Genomic DNA, 15,870 nt, shown 5'->3' with positions numbered 1-15,870 from the left:
CACCTATAAGGGGGATTCGAGGTTGTGGGTGCCGGGTGTGCGCATTAGATTAGCCAATAGTTTCAGGCCTCCAGAATAAGCAGAAGGGATAAGCATGACGCTTACTGACCAATCCACCCGCACCCGCACCGGCGAAGAACTCGATGCCAGCCTGATCGATCCCTACCTCAAGGCCCACATTCCGGGCTTGAGCGGCCTGCCACGGATCAGCCAGTTCCCGGGCGGTGCGTCCAACCTCACCTATTTGCTGGAGTACCCCGAACAGGAGTTCGTCCTGCGTCGTCCGCCGTTCGGCCACAAGGCCAAGTCCGCCCATGACATGGGACGCGAATTCCGCATCCTCAATCAATTGCGCGACGGCTTTCCGTATTGCCCGAAGGCCTACGTGCACTGTACCGACGAAGCGGTGATCGGCGCCGAGTTCTATGTAATGGAGCGCGTCAACGGCATCATCCTGCGTTCCGAACTGCCGCCCGAGCTAGGGCTGGACTCAGCGAAAACCGAAGCCCTGTGCAAGAGCTTCATCGACAAGTTCGTCGAACTGCACCGTGTCGACTACAACGCCTACGGCCTGGGTGACCTCGGCAAGCCTGACGGCTACGTAGCACGGCAGATCAAGGGCTGGAGCGATCGCTACGAGAAAGCCCTGACACCTGACGCGCCGCAGTGGGAAGCGGTGAAAGCCTGGCTCAACGACAAGATGCCGGCCGATCACCCGACCTCCAGCATCGTGCACAACGACTACCGCTTCGACAACGTCATCCTCGACCCGAACAACCCGATGCAAATCATCGGCGTGCTCGACTGGGAACTGACTACCCTGGGCGACCCGTTGATGGACTTGGGCAACACCCTCGCCTACTGGATCGAAGCCAATGATCCGGCACCGGTACAGTTGATGCGCCGTCAGCCCAGCCACGCACCGGGCATGCTCACCCGCCGCGAATTCGTCGACTATTACGCCCAGCGTTCAGGCATCGAAATCGACAATTTCGACTTCTACTACACTTACGGCCTGTTCCGCCTGGCCGGTATCGTGCAGCAGATCTACTACCGCTTCTACCATGGCCAGACCCAGGACAAACGCTTCGCGCAGTTCATTCACATGAACAAACTGCTGGAGCAGATGAGCTTGCAGGTCATCGACAAATCCAGCCTCTGATACCAACACGAACCTGTAGGAGCCCGGCTTGCCGGCGAAGGCGTACTTGAGGCCGCCTTCGCTGGCAAGTCGGATCGCCGCATCGCGAGCTCCTACAAAAGGCGATTTCGGCTCCATAACAAGGAAAAATCATGTCCAAGACTCAGTTGTTCGACCTCGACGGAAAGATCGCTTTCGTCTCCGGCGCCAGCCGCGGCATCGGTGAAGCCATCGCCAAACTGCTGGCCCAGCAAGGCGCCCACGTGATCGTCTCGAGCCGCAAACTCGAGGGCTGCCAGCACGTGGCCGACGCGATCATCGCCGCTGGCGGCAAAGCCAACGCCATCGCCTGCCACATCGGCGAGATGGAGCAGATCAGCCAGGTCTTCGCCGGCATCAAGGAACAGTTCGGGCGCCTGGACATCCTGGTCAACAACGCCGCGACCAACCCGCAGTTCTGCAACGTGCTGGACACCGACCTCAGCGCCTTCCAGAAAACCGTCGACGTCAATATCCGCGGCTACTTCTTCATGTCGGTGGAAGCCGGCAAGCTGATGCGCGAAAACGGCGGCGGCAGCATCATCAACGTCGCGTCGATCAACGGCGTCTCTCCCGGGATCTTCCAGGGCATCTACTCGGTGACCAAGGCAGCAGTCATCAACATGACCAAGGTATTCGCCAAGGAGTGCGCGCAGTTCGGTATCCGCTGCAACGCCCTGCTGCCGGGCCTGACCGACACCAAGTTCGCTTCGGCGCTGGTGAAGAACGAGGCGATCCTGAACACCGCGCTGCAGCAGATCCCGCTCAAGCGCGTGGCAGATCCGAGTGAAATGGCGGGAGCGGTGTTGTATCTGGCCAGCGATGCTTCCAGTTACACGACTGGGGTTTCACTGAATGTGGATGGCGGGTTCTTGTCTTGAATTGAGGGTCGGCAGCGCAATGCGTGCTGCCGTAAATCGACGCTGTCAGGTTAATGAAAGGAGCTCCGAATCAACGGAGCTCCCTGGCATTTCTTGCGTATTACCTACTGGAAATTCAGCTTGAGGGAACAAGCTTTACCAGTAACCGAATCATGGAAACCCGACCTGTTGGTTCGGTCGTTCTTGCCAAAAACTCAATCAGGCGCTCCTCTTTGGGATAGTACTTGACTGGCACGGAGCTTCCGGTGGTTCCGGCATCTCCAGTTGTTCCGTAACCAATGGGATGATCAGGCGCAATGAACTCGACCTTGACACCGGAAACCGGAACGCCTCCCTGCGTAGTCACCAATACTGAAGGGGTAAGGCCCCATCCTCCCCCAGGGAACAGTTCCGCACCGACTGTGCTTTTTGGTGGTAAAGGCTGAGAAATGCCAAGCGCCCTGAAGCGCATAATATATTGTCCAGCCGACAACGACACTGGAAGCTCCAGCGCCGGCAAAGGCGACCCTTCCAACTCCGCTTTCACGGAAAACTCGCCCTCTTCGCCAAGGCATGCCAGTGACCAGGTCGCTCCCAGGATTCGATCGACCGTCTGGGCAACCCCGATAGGCGGCGTAACTTCCACCCCCAGCCCAGGATTCTCTGTACCCCAGTTGAGTCTGACATCACCCTCAGGCGCACCACTTTTAGGCATCAGTGTAATGGTGTGCCGACCGTATCGAGTGGCAAGCGCTTGCTGGCCATCCGGCAAAGTCTTTCCATCGAACCGGACCTCGAAGAACTTCGAGATATCATCCTGCCCCAATCTGGAAACCGGCAGCTCGAGCGCTTTGGTCATGCCCTCGCCGGTCAGGCTCAGTTGAAACTTTCCAAAACCCTGTAATGGGGTCAAGACCCATCCATAATTAGACGTTTGCGGCAGGTCAAAGCCCGGTTCACACTTAAGGTCTCCAGGGTTGAACCCCTCCAGGTCTGCACAATGCAGCTGTAGCGCATGTCCCTCCAATGGGCTGCCTTTTTTAGGCCAGAGCGTAAGCAAATAGCTAGTGCCATGAATGAACTTCATACCCTCAACTGGGGGTTTGCCGTCAATAAGGACGTCGACCTCATCTTCCAGGTTGGGTGAGAGCACTTTGAGAATACCAAAACGATAGCCATAATGGGGGCTTGCTCCAAACCGGAGTTCTATCTCTACTCCGAATGTGCCACTCTTGCTGTTGGCCTGTGCCACCCATTCATGGGTGCTGGTTGTGGTCACCACCAGATTGCTTTGATCCAATCCGCTTACCGGTATGAGTTTCAGGAAAATCTGACTGCCCTTTAACGGATTATGCTCATGGAAGGTCAACTCGAAGTCACGAGGTACATCCCTGAACAACACAATCTCCTGCGAAAATGGCTTACCGTCTATCAGTAACTCTTTAAATTCTTCCGGTATTGAAGTCGATATCACTTTTCCGGGCAGCGTGGCGCCAGTGATAAAGCTTGTCCCCGAGAAATCAAGCTCGAAGGTACCATTGTTATTTTCGCCCCAGAACTCCCACGTATTCGGCGGGATACACGTCACCTGAAGGTCACCGTCGTTTAATCCGGTGATCGGGGTTGCTTTCATGCGTATCGGGTAGTACATCAACTGGCTGTCCTGCTTGTAAACCAAACTGATACGTCGGCTGGACTTATGAGGAGATTCCCTGTACATTAAAATCCCTCCCGCCACGCCGGGCGGAAAAGCAACACTGCCCACCATAATACTCTCCACTTCATCAAGGAGATTTGCCGCCATCACCAGGCACGTAAGTTTCCAGGGGAGATCGATATCCGGACTCTCAAGATCCAACCACACTCGCCCACGCTCGCCCCTGCTCAGCGTAATCTGCCAGTTGAATTTACCATCGACTTGATTAACGGGACTTCCGAAATTCGGAGAAGCTTTAACGTCCTGAAAGCCAGGATTTTCCAACTCCATACGCAGAACCCGCGCAATTGTGGTAGGAAGTTCGACGACTACAGAATTCTCTTTCAAATGGTGGAGGACAATATACTCTCCTTCCATAACCTCATTACCGTTGATGAACAATCTGGCTTGTTCCCAACCTTCTGGCTTCGCTAATACAAAATCTATTTCGTCGTTCATGGCAGTTTCTCGAAAATGGAAATGGCCAAGCGACTATCGCGAAAAAATGATGATTACATAACTGTCATATCTGACAGGTACGTAGAACATATTGCAATAAAACCAGATGGCGGGGCGGATTTTCTGCCCTGAAGCAGCAAGCTTGGCGCCTGAAATTGCTTTTTGGGGGTTAATGAAAGGAGCTCCGAATCAACGGAGCTCCCTGGCATTTCCTGCACATTACTTACTGGGAGTTCCGCTTGCGGGAATAAGCTTTACCAGTAACCGAATCATGGAAATGCGACCTGTTGGTTCGGTCGTTCTTGCCAAAAACTCAATCAGGCGCTCCTCTTTGGGATAGTACTTGACTGGCACGGAGCTTCCGGTGGTTCCGGCATCTCCAGTTGTGCCGTAACCAATGGGATGATCAGGCGTAATGAACTCGACCTTGACACCGGAAACCGGTACGCCTCCCTGCGTCACCAATACTGAAGGGATAAGGCCCCATCCTCCCCCAGGGAACAGTTCCGCACCGATTGTGCTTGCCGGTGGCAAAGGCTGAGAAATGCCAAGCGCCCTAAAGCGCATAATAAATTGTCCAGCCGACAACGACACTGGAAGCTCCAGCGCCGGCAAAGGCGACCCTTCCAACTCCGCTTTCACGGAAAACTCGCCCTCTTCGCCAAGGCATGCCAGTGACCAGGTCGCTCCCAGGATTCGATCGACCGTCTGGGCAACCCCGATAGGCGGCGTAACTTCCACCCCCAGCCCAGGATTCTCTGTACCCCAGTTGAGTCTGACATCACCCTCAGGCGCACCACTTTTAGGCATCAGTGTAATGGTGTGCCGACCGTATCGAGTGGCAAGCGCTTGCTGGCCATCCGGCAAAGTCTTTCCATCGAACCGGACCTCAAAGAACTTCGAAACATCCTCCTCCACCAATCTGAAAATCGGCAGCTCTAGCGCCTTGTCCATACCCTCGCCGGTCAGGCTCAGTTGAAACTTTCCTGCTCCCTGTACGGCGGTCAAGTTCCATCCATAGTAGGAAGTTTGCGGCAGGTCAAAGCCCGGCTCACACGTCAGGTCTCCAGGATTGTACCCCTCCAGGCCTGCGCAATGCAGCTGTACAGCTTGCCCCTCCAATGGGCTGCCTTCTTTTAGCCTGAGCTTGAGGAAATAGGTATTGCCATGAACGAACTTCATTCCCTCAAATGGCGGATTACCGTTAATGAGGACATCAGCCTCATCTTCCAGGTTAGCCGACAACAATTTTCCAGGGAGTTCAAGCTCGTAGTCATTCCTACTTGACGCTCCATTGCCGCCCCAAAGAGTCAGCACAAAAGTTCCGCTTCTGTTTGACCCGGTTATGTCCCATTCATATATTCCTGTCTGTTTCACATCGAACGCCGGTGAACTTCGAATATCGCCTGGGACAAGTGGAGGACTGACTCGCCCCTTCAACCAGAGCGGAACCTCCTTGATCAGACTGTCAGGATTGGGCGCGAAGGTTATGCGCACCGGGCGATCACGAAAATAAATATTTCCCATAGGCGAAATGTCTTTACCTCCGACTTTTATCTCCCCTTCCGCTTCTAAATTACTCGCCAACAACAGACAAGGCACTATAAGCGAGTTAGGGATACCCTCTTCCTCAACTATTAATTCGAACCGACCACTTACTGGTTTTCCGTACGCGAGAACACTCCAACCGCCCGTAACATAATGAATTTCCACATCACCCGCTTCAAGAGGAGGGAAGATGCGGTAACTCATCCTTAGCCCCTGCGCGTTAGCACCAGTTTTGTTAACCGAATAAAACACTTCCCCCCACGAGTGCCTTAACATGATGGGATGAGAAGGTAGAGGAACATTGCCCTTAAGCTGCAAACCCCAGTCATCGCCCAAATTGTCCGAGCGCACCACACAGGGATGCCGCCATTCCACGACCACGTCATGGCTCGAAAAAACCAGGACGATATTGCCACTCTTGTTATCGTCTACCGACGTCACTTTCCAACGGAATGCTTTGTCGACTGGATCAACAGGGACGTCGAACGCCGGGGAAGCGGTGAGGGCCAGGTCGCGGGAATCCTCTTTCTTGAGCGATATTTTCCCCGTAAAGGTCTCGGGCATTTCCACCCTGATTTCATGCTCCTGCCCACGCCACAGCATAATGGGCCCTTCGACCAGCTTGTCGTTGAAGAAGAATTTGGCTTCTTCCCAACCGTTTTGCTGAGCTGTTACGAATGTTTCTTCATTGGTCATGATGGTTTCTCGATTATCGAAATGACCAATGGACTATCTAGAAAAAATAACAGGTTGATAACTGTCACAATTGACAGTCACGCTAGAGAAAATCGCGATAATAACGCTAACCTGCCGCACTTCTGCCCCCTGTAGGAGCGAGCCTGCTCGCGATGGACGTCAGGGCGCCGCGGGCTGTCAGGCAACCCGCGTCATCGTTAACGTTTTTCGCGAGCAGGCTCGCTCCTACAGGATATGTTTATTGCGTGACACACCGCGTCACGGTGGTTTCTCGCGTCACCTGCCCTTCCGCCCGCATTTCGCCCATCACCTGGGTGTTATCGGAGGTCTGGCAGGTGGTTTCAGGTGGAGGGGGTGGCGCGGCAGGTGGCGGTGGCGGCGGACTGGAGCAGCCACCGAGAATCACGGCACAGAGTGCGACTGGTGTAATAAGGCGTTTCCCAAGACTTTTCATAGGATGACCCGCGCAAAAAGAAGTACACATGGGTGTGACAACACAACACCGCCGTAAAGTTCACGGCGCAGTTGCAGAAAAATCACTTTTGTACTTTTTTCTCGCGTATTCAGTGGTCCTGGCGTACCAAACCTGGCAATTCCTACACCACCGGGTCCGGGCGTTGCAGGCTGTTGCACTGCAACTCATAGCGCAGTTCTTCGATGAGCGAGGCCACAGCTTCAGCGGACTGCAGCATGGCCACATTCAAGCCGCTGACCACCAGATCGACTTGTCCTGATACGGGATGGTAGAGCTTGATGGTCAACGAATGATCGCCGCTGACATTGCACTCGCAGGCCAGGGGCGAAAAGGTCCGCTCAAGTTGCGTGCGCAGCTGGGATACGTGGATCATCGCGATAACCCACTACGGCAAGTCACATGGTGGGTAGAGCGTTCATCGTGCATGGCTGTTCCTTTAGCGACCAGAGGTGGACGAGTGATCACAAAACGTCATTCGCCCGCTCTTAGCCTAAGGTTTGCCACCTGCTTGCCAGAACGTGAATTTGCACCCCATGGCCTGGTGCATTTGCACCTTATCGTTGCCCCTTCGGGCGCCATGCACTGGAAAACAACCCACGCTCGCGCGCCCAGACAATCGCCTCGCTGCGGCTATGCACATCGAGTTTGGAATAGACCGTGGCGACGTGGTTGCGCACGGTGTTGGTCGACAGCTTCAGGCGCGTGGCGATTTCCTTGTCCGCCAGGCCTTCACAGATCAACTCCAGCACGTCGCGCTCCCGGGGGGTCAGGTCGGTATAGGACACACTGGGCAACTGCGGCGCATTGACGTTCTTCACGTTAGCCAGTTTTTCGATCAGCGTGCGACTGAACCAGGAGGCATCCTTCATCACCTCTTCAATGGCAGACACCAACTCAAGCTCGGTGCGTTTGCGCTCGGTGATGTCCATCATCACCAGCAGGTAGCAGGGGCTGTCCTGGATATTCACGGTATCGGCGCAGACGGCGCAATCGAACAGTTCGTTATCTTTGCTGCGCACACGTACGTCAACGCGGTCCAGGCTGCCGGTTTTCTCCAGTGCAGAGAAGAGCCGCGTCCGTGCCCCTTTGTCATGGAAGAAATCGATCTCGGCGATGGTTTTTCCGACCACTTCTTCGGGCGAGTACGCGAGGGTAACGAGAAACGCATCATTCACATCCATTACCACCTGATCGCCTGCGCTGCACACCAGGGTCGGCACCGGCGTCAGGCGAAAGGCCTTGGCAAACCGCTCCTCACTCTGGCGCAGGGCAACTTCGGCCTTGTGCCGGGGCTCCATGTCGACGAAAGAAAACAGCATGCAGGCCTCGTCATTGAGCTCAAGGGGCTGGCCGGCGACTATCACTTGCTTGCTGCCACCGTCGGCCAGGCGCAACTGGGCCTGCATCTGCGTTATGGTCGCGCCTTCGCGCAGGTGCTGCTTGGCCAGTTCCTTGTTTTCAGCCTGTTCCAGCACGTCCAGCTCATAGGTCGACGTGCCGATCACCTGGTCGCGGGCATAGCCGGTCATTTCAAGAAACCCGGGGTTGACCTTGATGTAGCGCAAATCACTGAGGCGGCAGATCACGGCCGGTGCCGGGTTGGCGGCGAAGGTTTTCTCGAAGCGTTGCTCGGCGCTGGCCCAGTCGGTGACATCGTCCATGATCAGCACCAGCGATTCCGGTTCGCCACGGCTGTCGGCCAGCACCAGGCTGCGCACGCGATGCACCCAGGTACGCTCCCCCCTCGTCACCTCTACCAGCACATCACTGAAGGTCTCGCCACGCGCCAACCGGCTAATCGGGTAGCTGTCGGCCGGTACCACGTGGTTATTGCGATAGCGCAGGGCGAACTGTTTGGCGTAGGCCTTGGCGTTGCTGCCCAGCTCGCCGATCTGGTCGACGCCGTGCATGGCCAGCGCTGCGTCATTGGCCCAGAGGATGCTCTGGTCGGGATCCAGCAGGATCACGCCGTCGGACAGACCGGCGATGATTTGCTGCAACTGGCGGCGATTGGTTTCCCTGGTCAAGACGTCCTGGCTCATTGCGACTCCACAAGTTGGGTGACCCTGTGAAGTTTCCGACCGCCCGTTTTTCGGATAGTGCAAAGCACTTTGTGCGTTAAGCCGGCCGATCTTGCAGGACCAGTTCGCGCAACGTATCGAGAAACAGCTTCAGTACCGGCGAATCATCGTCCGCACGGTAGGTGGCGTACAACGGCACCTCCGGCAACGCCGGGCTCAAACGCCGGAACACCAGGCCTGCCGGGGCCAGCTGTTCGATGGAGGCCGGCAACAAGGCCACGCCGAAACCGGCCCGGACCAGGCTGAGCAAGGTTTGCACCTCGATCACCTGCTGGCGGATCTGCGGCGTGAATCCGGCCTGGATGCAGCACTGATAGAGAAAATCGGCAAAGCGCGATTGCTTGAGCTCCAGCGCCACGAACGGCTCGGGCGCCAGGTCCGCAGGCGCCAGAAGCTGTTTTGCGGCCAACGGGTGATCGGCCGGCATCACTACCCGGATCGGCTCGTAGATCAGCAGTTCATTGCGCAACTGCGGATCGTCATAGCCGACCCGGAACACGCAGGCATCGATGCGTTTTTCCTTGAGCGCCTTGACCTGCGCCGCGGGTGTCATCTCATGCAGGCGCCAGGCCACCTGCGGATAACGCTCGCGAAACAGGTGCAAGGCCCGTGGCAGCACACCGACCATCACCGAACTGATCATGCCGATTTCCAGCTCGCCCAACTGGCCGCGGCCGGTTTGCCGCGTCAGGTCGAGGGCCCGGTTGAGCTGTTCGAACACCAGCGGCGCCTGCTCCTTGAGCATTTGCCCGGCGGCGGTCAGCTCGACCCGGTGATGACTGCGCTCGAACAGCGGCGTGCCCAGTTCCTCCTCCAGCAGACGAATCTGCTGGCTCAGCGGTGGCTGGCAGATGTGCAAGCGGGTGGCGGCCCGGCCGAAATGCAGTTCTTCGGCCAGCGCCATGAAGTAGCGCAACAGACGCAAGTCCATGGCGCCTAACCCAGGTTCAGCGGCGTGGAGCGCTGGCGCACGCCGGTCAGGCTGAACAGGGCATTGGCGATGGCCGGGGCCACCGCCGGGCTGCCGAGTTCACCGACACCCCCGGGCTTGGCCGGATCACCTTCGACCAGCAGGATGTCCAGCGCCGGCATGTCCGACATGCGCGCTACCCGGTAATCATGGAAGTTGCTCTGCACCACCCTGCCCTGCTTGATGTCCAAGCGATCGAACAAGGCGTGCCCCAGGCCCCACATCAGGCCGCCGTAGATCTGTTCTTCGACGCCGCCGGGGGAAACCGCCAGACCGCAATCGACGACACAGGTGAGTTTCTCGACCTTGATCGCCCCCTCCTGTTTCGACACCCGTGCAACGATCGCGATGAAACTGCTGTAGCCCTGGTGGGTAGCGATGCCCAATGCCGTGCCTTCAGGCAGGGGCTGGCCCCAACCGGCTCGCTCGGCAGCGCTTTTGAGCACCGCGACATGCCGTGGTCGCTCCTGCATGTTGGCCAGGCGCATGGCCAACGGATCTTGCCCGGCGCCGTGGGCCAGCTCATCCATGAAGCTTTCCACGGCGAACACGTTGGGGATGAAGCTCACTGAGCGATACCAGCCGCTGGGCACACCGGTTTCGTGCCTGACCCAGGAAAGGTCTAAGTGGGCCGGGCGATAGGCGAAATCCCACGCTGTGATGGCTTCCGTGGTGCTGTAGTCCATTTTATCGGGGCGCTCGAAGTAGCCCGGTTCCCATTGTTCCGGCGAGGCCGGTGACACGGCCTCCAGCTGCAACGCCGTCAAGCGTCCCTGGGCATCCAGCGCACCCTTGGCCCGATGGAGCGTGGCCGGGTGCATGAACAACGAACGCATTTCGTCTTCACGACTGTTCATCAGTTTCACCGGCACCCTGGTCTGCTGCGCCAGGTACGCCACTTCGAACAGCCAGTACTTGGCCTCCCGCGCGCCGAAGCTGCCGCCGGACACCAACTCATTGATGGTGACCTTGTCCTTGGCGATCCCGCACACCGTTTGCGCGGCCTCCAGGGCCGACGAAGGCACCTGCACGCCACCCCAATAAGTGATGGCGTTGTCCTTGACCTGTGCGGTGACGCAGATCGGTTCCAGCGGATTCTGCACCTTGTAGGGCATGCTGTACTCGGCTTCGAGCAGTTTCGCGGCGTTCGGCCATTGGCCGTTCACATCCCCGGCAGCCATCGCGGACACCCGTTGCGCACCTTTGTCAGCCAGCGCCGCAGCCTGGGCCTTGTGCAGTTCATCGCTGTCGAAATCGGCCAGTGGCGAGTCGCTCCATTTCACTTCAAGCAACTCGCGGCCCTGATGCGCGGCCCAGTAATGGTCCGCCAGCACCGCCACGCCTTCGACATTACCGCCGAGCACGTCGGGACGGCCCGGCACCTTGATCACCTTGCGCACACCCGGCACCTGCAGCGCCGCCGCGCTGTTTACCGACACAACGCTGGCCCCCACCACGGGCGCGCGTTGAATTACCGCCACCAGCATGCCCGGCAGCACCACGTCGATACTGTAGGTGAAGCGTCCGCAGACCTTGGCCTGGGCATCGCGCTTGTGCCGCAATTTGCCGATGTACTTGAACTGCGCCGGGTCCTTGAGCGTGACGTTGTCCGGTGCCGGCAGATGCGCGGCGACACCGGCCAGCTCACCGTAGCCAAGGCTGCGCTGGCTCGCTGCATGCACGACGCGGCCCTCCTCGGTGGTGCAACTGTCGGGGCTGACTTTCCACTGCCGGGCGGCTGCCGTGAGCAAGAGCGCGCGGGCCGTCGCCCCGGCCATGCGCAGGCGCTCGTACTCCAGCGACACGCTGGTGCTGCCGCCGGTGGAGAAGACTTTCCAGACCGGGTGAATGTAGGTTTCGAAGAACGGATTTTCCGGCGAGATCACCTGCACGGTCATCGGGTTGACGTCCAGTTCCTCGGCCACGCACGCGGCCAGCGCGGTGTGCGTGCCGGTGCCGGAATCGTGCTTGTGCACCACCAGTTTCACCGTGCCGTCGGGCAGGATGCGCACCCAGGCGTTGGGTTCGAAAGCAGAGGCCGGCGCCGGGGCCTTGGGGTCTGTCGCAGACAGGCCGCTGGGCAGGTAAAACGCGATGGCCAGGCCGCTGGCAGCGGTTGCGCTTTGCTTGAGAAATGCACGCCGCGAGAGTTCCACTTGGGAGATCGTCATCACGCCTCCTTCGGCGCGTTGGCCGCGCGCTTGATCGCCTTGTTGATCCGCCCGTAGGTTCCGCAGCGGCACAGGTTGCCGGACATGGCATTGCGGATCGAATCGTCGGTCACTTCTGCACCGGTGTTGAGCAACGCGGCGGCGGACATGATCTGACCGGATTGACAGTAACCGCATTGCGGCACATCTTCGGCAACCCAGGCCAGTTGCAACGGATGCTGCCCGGTCGGCGACAGGCCTTCGATGGTGGTGATGCTGTGCCCCGCCACGGCGGCCACCGGCAACTGGCAGGATCGAACAGCGACCCCGTCCAGGTGCACGGTACAGGCGCCGCACAGGCCCATGCCGCAACCGAAGCGGGTGCCGGTGAGTTTCAAATGGTCACGCAACACCCATAACAAGGGCATGGAGGGCGATGTCTCTACCAGCTCGCGTCGTTCGCCGTTTACCGTGAATTCGATCATTGTCAGGCTCCAAGAGAGCGGCCCGTCTTTGTGCAGGCCTGGTGCTCGATTATTGGGAGCCTTGGGAAAATCGGGCCAGCGACGATTTCTGCCATCCTGTGTAAGTAGGACTAACAGCATGTACAAGCGATACCCGTCGGTGCAGTCCATGAGTGCCTTCCTCCAGGCCGCCCGCAGCGGCAGCTTCTCCAGCGCCGCGCGCAAACTGGACCTGACCCACAGCGCCATCAGCCAGCAGATCCGCTCCCTGGAAGACTTCATCGGCCAGCCGCTGTTCGTGCGTGAAGGCGGCGGCAGCAACCTCACCGATGCCGGGCAGTTGTTCGCCAGTGTGCTGTCCGACGGCCTGGCGCAGATCGACCGGGCGCTGTCTTCGGTGAAAAACCGCAGCGTGGCGCAACGCCTCACGCTCGATGTGGACAGCGAACTGGCCCAGAGCTGGCTCAATCCGCGCCTGCCGCAACTGCTGGACCTTTTGCCCGACCATGAGGTGGTGTTGCTGTCGATGCCGCGCTCGGACCGCAGCACGTTCGAACGTGTCGACCTGTCCTTGCGCTACGGTTATGGCGATTGGGAAGACTGCGAGATGACGCAAATTTGTGGGGATCGGGTGATGGCGGTGGCCTCGCCCGAATTGCTTGAGCGGCATGGTTTGCAGTTACCGCTAAGTCCGACGCAGATCCTTGAGTTGCCGTTGTTGGGGTATACGCGACGGTCGTGGATTCCCTGGCTGGATGCGGCCGGCATGCCTCCCGTCGAGCCTTCGGCGCGGGTGATTTTCGATAATGCGGCGAACCTGATCGCCGCTGCCGAGGCCGGGGTTGGTGCCGGATTGGTTCGGGGTTTGCTGGCGGCGGATGCGTTGCGCAGCGGGCGTCTGGTGATGTTGAACGAGGCGCAGATCGCGGCGCATTACAACCTGTATGCGGTGTGGCCGCCGGGTCAGGCCGAGCGAGTGGCGCCGGTGGTTGATGCGGTCAAGCAGTTGGCCTTGCTTACTCAGGCCTGAGGCCATCGCTGGCAAGCCAGCTCCCACAGGAATCGATGGTGTTAATTGGATCTAAGACATACTGCAAAACCTGTGGGAGCTGGCTTGCCAGCGATGAGGCCCGCCCAGTCAACACAAAACCATATCGAACGCATATCAACCCCTCGCCCAATTAATATTGTACGAACCCCACACCCCCTTCCAATACTCCTCCCCAAGCAGCCAGCGTCCCGAGCCGGATGCGACCAGGCGAGGGAATGCGCGAGCCTTTGCGCATAGAAATGGCCGATTGCCCGGACGTGGCTGCTAGCGAACCGCAAGGTTCCCTTACCCGCTATCAGGAGATCGACTTCAATGATCATCGATATCAGTTGCTATCCCACCGATCTGGTGGACCTCGCCTGGAGGCATGACGGTGACCCGTTCACCGGCGAGCGTTTGCTGCAGATGATGGATGGCCCATACATGGTCAACGGCAAACCTCGCCGCATCGACAAAGCCTTCATCCAGCCCCCTCAGGGCAACACCATCTACACCTGGACCGACGGAGAACTCAGCGGGCGCGAATCCATCGACGCCTACATGGCCTACACGCTGAAAATGGTCCAGACCTACCCCGATCGCTTCATCGGTTGCTTCGTCTACAACCCGCGCTGCGGCGTGGAAAACGGCGTCGAGGCGATCGAGCGCTACGTCACGGAACACGGCTTCAAGATGGTCCAGATGCAGGCCAACATGCACGCCTACCGTCCTGACCGCGCCCTGGACTGGGTGCGCCCGGCCTTCGAGAAATGCGCCGAGCTGGGCATCCCGGTCAAGCTGCACACCGGCGACGGGCCGTACAGCATTCCCTCGGAATGGGTGCCGATGATCAAGGAGTTCCCCAACGTCGATTTCATCATGGCCCACTTTGGCGTGCAGACCGGCGGTGTCTACGTGTTCGAGCCGATGCAATGGGCGATGGAGTTGCCCAACGTCTACTGCGAATCGGGCTGGTGCCTGCAATCGCGGATCGTCGAGTTCGCCAAGGTCTTGCCCACCCACAAGATTCTCTTCGGCACCGATACACCGCCGAACGAACCGGGCATGTGGCTGCGCCTGCTGGAAGTGTTGTGCCACGAACCGCCGCAAGGCCTGAACCTCGACGAAGACACCCTCGAAGAGTACCTGGGCAACAACACCGCCCGGATGATCGGCCTCGAACCGACACCGCCGCCGCGCTCCGTTTCCGAAGCAGAGGCGCAACTCAAGCGTCCCGTCACCACGCAACTGGCCAGGAGCTGAACCGATGATCATCGATACCCATCTGCACCCCACCAACCTGGTCGACGAGGCCTGGCGACACACCGGCGAACCCTTCACCGGCGAGCGCATGCTCAAGCTGATGGACGGCCCGTACATGATCAACGGCAAGCCGCGCCGTATCGACATGGGTTTCATCCAGCCACCGCCAGGCAACACCGGCTACCGCGACGGCAACCGCCGTGGCCGTGAAGGCGTGCGTGACTACATGTCCTACGTCGCCGAGCTGTGCGTGAAGTACCCCGACCGTTTCATCGGCAACTTCAACTTCAACCCGCGCTGGGGACCGGAAAACGGTGCGGCGGAGCTGGAATTCCACATCAAGGAATACGGTTTCAAGATGCTCAAGCTGCACGCCAACATGCACGGTTATCGCCCGGACCGGGCGCTGGACTGGCTGCGTCCGGCAATGAAGGTGTGTGCCAAGTACAACATCGTGGTGCTGATCCACACCGGCGACGGCCCGTACACCATTCCGACCATGTTCTACCCGATCATCCGCGAGTTCCCGATGGTCAATTTCATCATCGGTCACTTCGGCATCCAGACCGGCGGCAACTACTCGTTCGAAGCGTTCTGGATGGCCATGGACACGCCGAACGTGTACTGCGAATCCGGCTGGTGCTTCCAGTCGCGGATCGTCGAGTTCGCCAAGGACCTGCCGCGCAACAAGATCGTGTTCGGTACCGACTCGCCGCCGAACGAACCGGGCATGTGGCTGCGCGAGCTTGAGGTGCTGTGCTCGCCCGCACCACAAGGCCTGGGCATCGACGAGGACCACCTTGAGGATTACCTGGGCAACAACATCGCAAGGTTGTGCGGTATCGAACCGACGCCGCCACCCAGGGACCTGGCCGAGGCGGACATTCGCCTGACCACCACCTACCTGTAACGACATGCAATATCCCCTGTAGGAGTGAGCCTGCTCGCGATAGCGGTCGATCAGTCACATTGATTTTGAATGGGCTGGCCTCTTCGCG

General features: G+C 58.7%; 12 protein-coding genes. 5 read left to right on the top strand and 7 right to left on the bottom strand.

Annotated features, from left to right (window positions below):
* Positions 1 to 94: 94 nt before the first annotated feature.
* Together OH720_RS14750 and OH720_RS14745 are read left to right on the top strand one after the other, a co-directional pair.
* Positions 95 to 1,162, top strand: coding sequence for a phosphotransferase family protein (locus OH720_RS14750; RefSeq protein WP_272606223.1), 1,068 nt, complete (start codon positions 95 to 97; stop codon positions 1,160 to 1,162).
* A gap of 131 nt (positions 1,163 to 1,293) precedes the next feature.
* Positions 1,294 to 2,061 carry an SDR family oxidoreductase gene (locus OH720_RS14745; RefSeq protein WP_272606222.1) on the top strand — a complete coding sequence of 256 codons (768 nt, stop codon included), beginning with the start codon at positions 1,294 to 1,296 and terminating at the stop codon, positions 2,059 to 2,061.
* A 115-nt stretch (positions 2,062 to 2,176) separates the two neighbouring features.
* Here OH720_RS14745 and OH720_RS14740 read toward each other — a convergent pair whose 3' ends face one another.
* The 7 genes from OH720_RS14740 to OH720_RS14710 form a co-directional block, all read right to left on the bottom strand.
* On the bottom strand, positions 2,177 to 4,195 hold the full coding sequence (locus tag OH720_RS14740) for a hypothetical protein (RefSeq protein ID WP_272606221.1): 2,019 nt from the start codon (positions 4,193 to 4,195) through the stop codon (positions 2,177 to 2,179).
* Between the two features lie 219 nt (positions 4,196 to 4,414).
* Entirely contained in the window at positions 4,415 to 6,439 is a 2,025-nt protein-coding gene (locus OH720_RS14735; RefSeq protein ID WP_272606220.1) for a hypothetical protein, read from the bottom strand.
* Positions 6,440 to 7,035: 596 nt separating this feature from the next.
* Entirely contained in the window at positions 7,036 to 7,287 is a 252-nt protein-coding gene (locus tag OH720_RS14730; protein ID WP_008059297.1) for a DUF1652 domain-containing protein, read from the bottom strand.
* A gap of 181 nt (positions 7,288 to 7,468) precedes the next feature.
* Entirely contained in the window at positions 7,469 to 8,956 is a 1,488-nt protein-coding gene (locus OH720_RS14725) for a helix-turn-helix transcriptional regulator (RefSeq protein WP_272606219.1), read from the bottom strand.
* 76 nt (positions 8,957 to 9,032) lie between these two features.
* Complete coding sequence (locus OH720_RS14720; RefSeq protein ID WP_272606218.1) at positions 9,033 to 9,926, bottom strand: LysR substrate-binding domain-containing protein; 894 nt, start codon at positions 9,924 to 9,926, stop codon at positions 9,033 to 9,035.
* 5 nt (positions 9,927 to 9,931) lie between these two features.
* Positions 9,932 to 12,136 carry a xanthine dehydrogenase family protein molybdopterin-binding subunit gene (locus tag OH720_RS14715; protein ID WP_272606217.1) on the bottom strand — a complete coding sequence of 735 codons (2,205 nt, stop codon included), beginning with the start codon at positions 12,134 to 12,136 and terminating at the stop codon, positions 9,932 to 9,934.
* Positions 12,136 to 12,600, bottom strand: coding sequence for a (2Fe-2S)-binding protein (locus tag OH720_RS14710; RefSeq protein WP_272606216.1), 465 nt, complete (start codon positions 12,598 to 12,600; stop codon positions 12,136 to 12,138). The genes OH720_RS14715 and OH720_RS14710 overlap by 1 nt, the downstream gene beginning before the upstream one ends.
* 118 nt (positions 12,601 to 12,718) lie before the next feature.
* Here OH720_RS14710 and OH720_RS14705 point away from each other — a divergent pair, with 118 nt between their 5' ends.
* The 3 genes from OH720_RS14705 to OH720_RS14695 all read left to right on the top strand — a co-directional run bounded on the left by OH720_RS14705 (position 12,719) and on the right by OH720_RS14695 (position 15,782).
* Positions 12,719 to 13,609, top strand: coding sequence for a LysR substrate-binding domain-containing protein (locus OH720_RS14705; RefSeq protein WP_272606215.1), 891 nt, complete (start codon positions 12,719 to 12,721; stop codon positions 13,607 to 13,609).
* A 333-nt stretch (positions 13,610 to 13,942) separates the two neighbouring features.
* Positions 13,943 to 14,872, top strand: coding sequence for an amidohydrolase family protein (locus OH720_RS14700; protein WP_180201946.1), 930 nt, complete (start codon positions 13,943 to 13,945; stop codon positions 14,870 to 14,872).
* A 4-nt stretch (positions 14,873 to 14,876) separates the two neighbouring features.
* Positions 14,877 to 15,782, top strand: coding sequence for an amidohydrolase family protein (locus OH720_RS14695; RefSeq protein WP_272606214.1), 906 nt, complete (start codon positions 14,877 to 14,879; stop codon positions 15,780 to 15,782).
* Positions 15,783 to 15,870 lie beyond the last annotated feature (88 nt).

The sequence above is a fragment of the Pseudomonas sp. WJP1 genome (genome assembly GCF_028471945.1).
Lineage (GTDB): Bacteria > Pseudomonadota > Gammaproteobacteria > Pseudomonadales > Pseudomonadaceae > Aquipseudomonas.
This window is presented reverse-complemented; position numbering and strand designations above follow the sequence as displayed.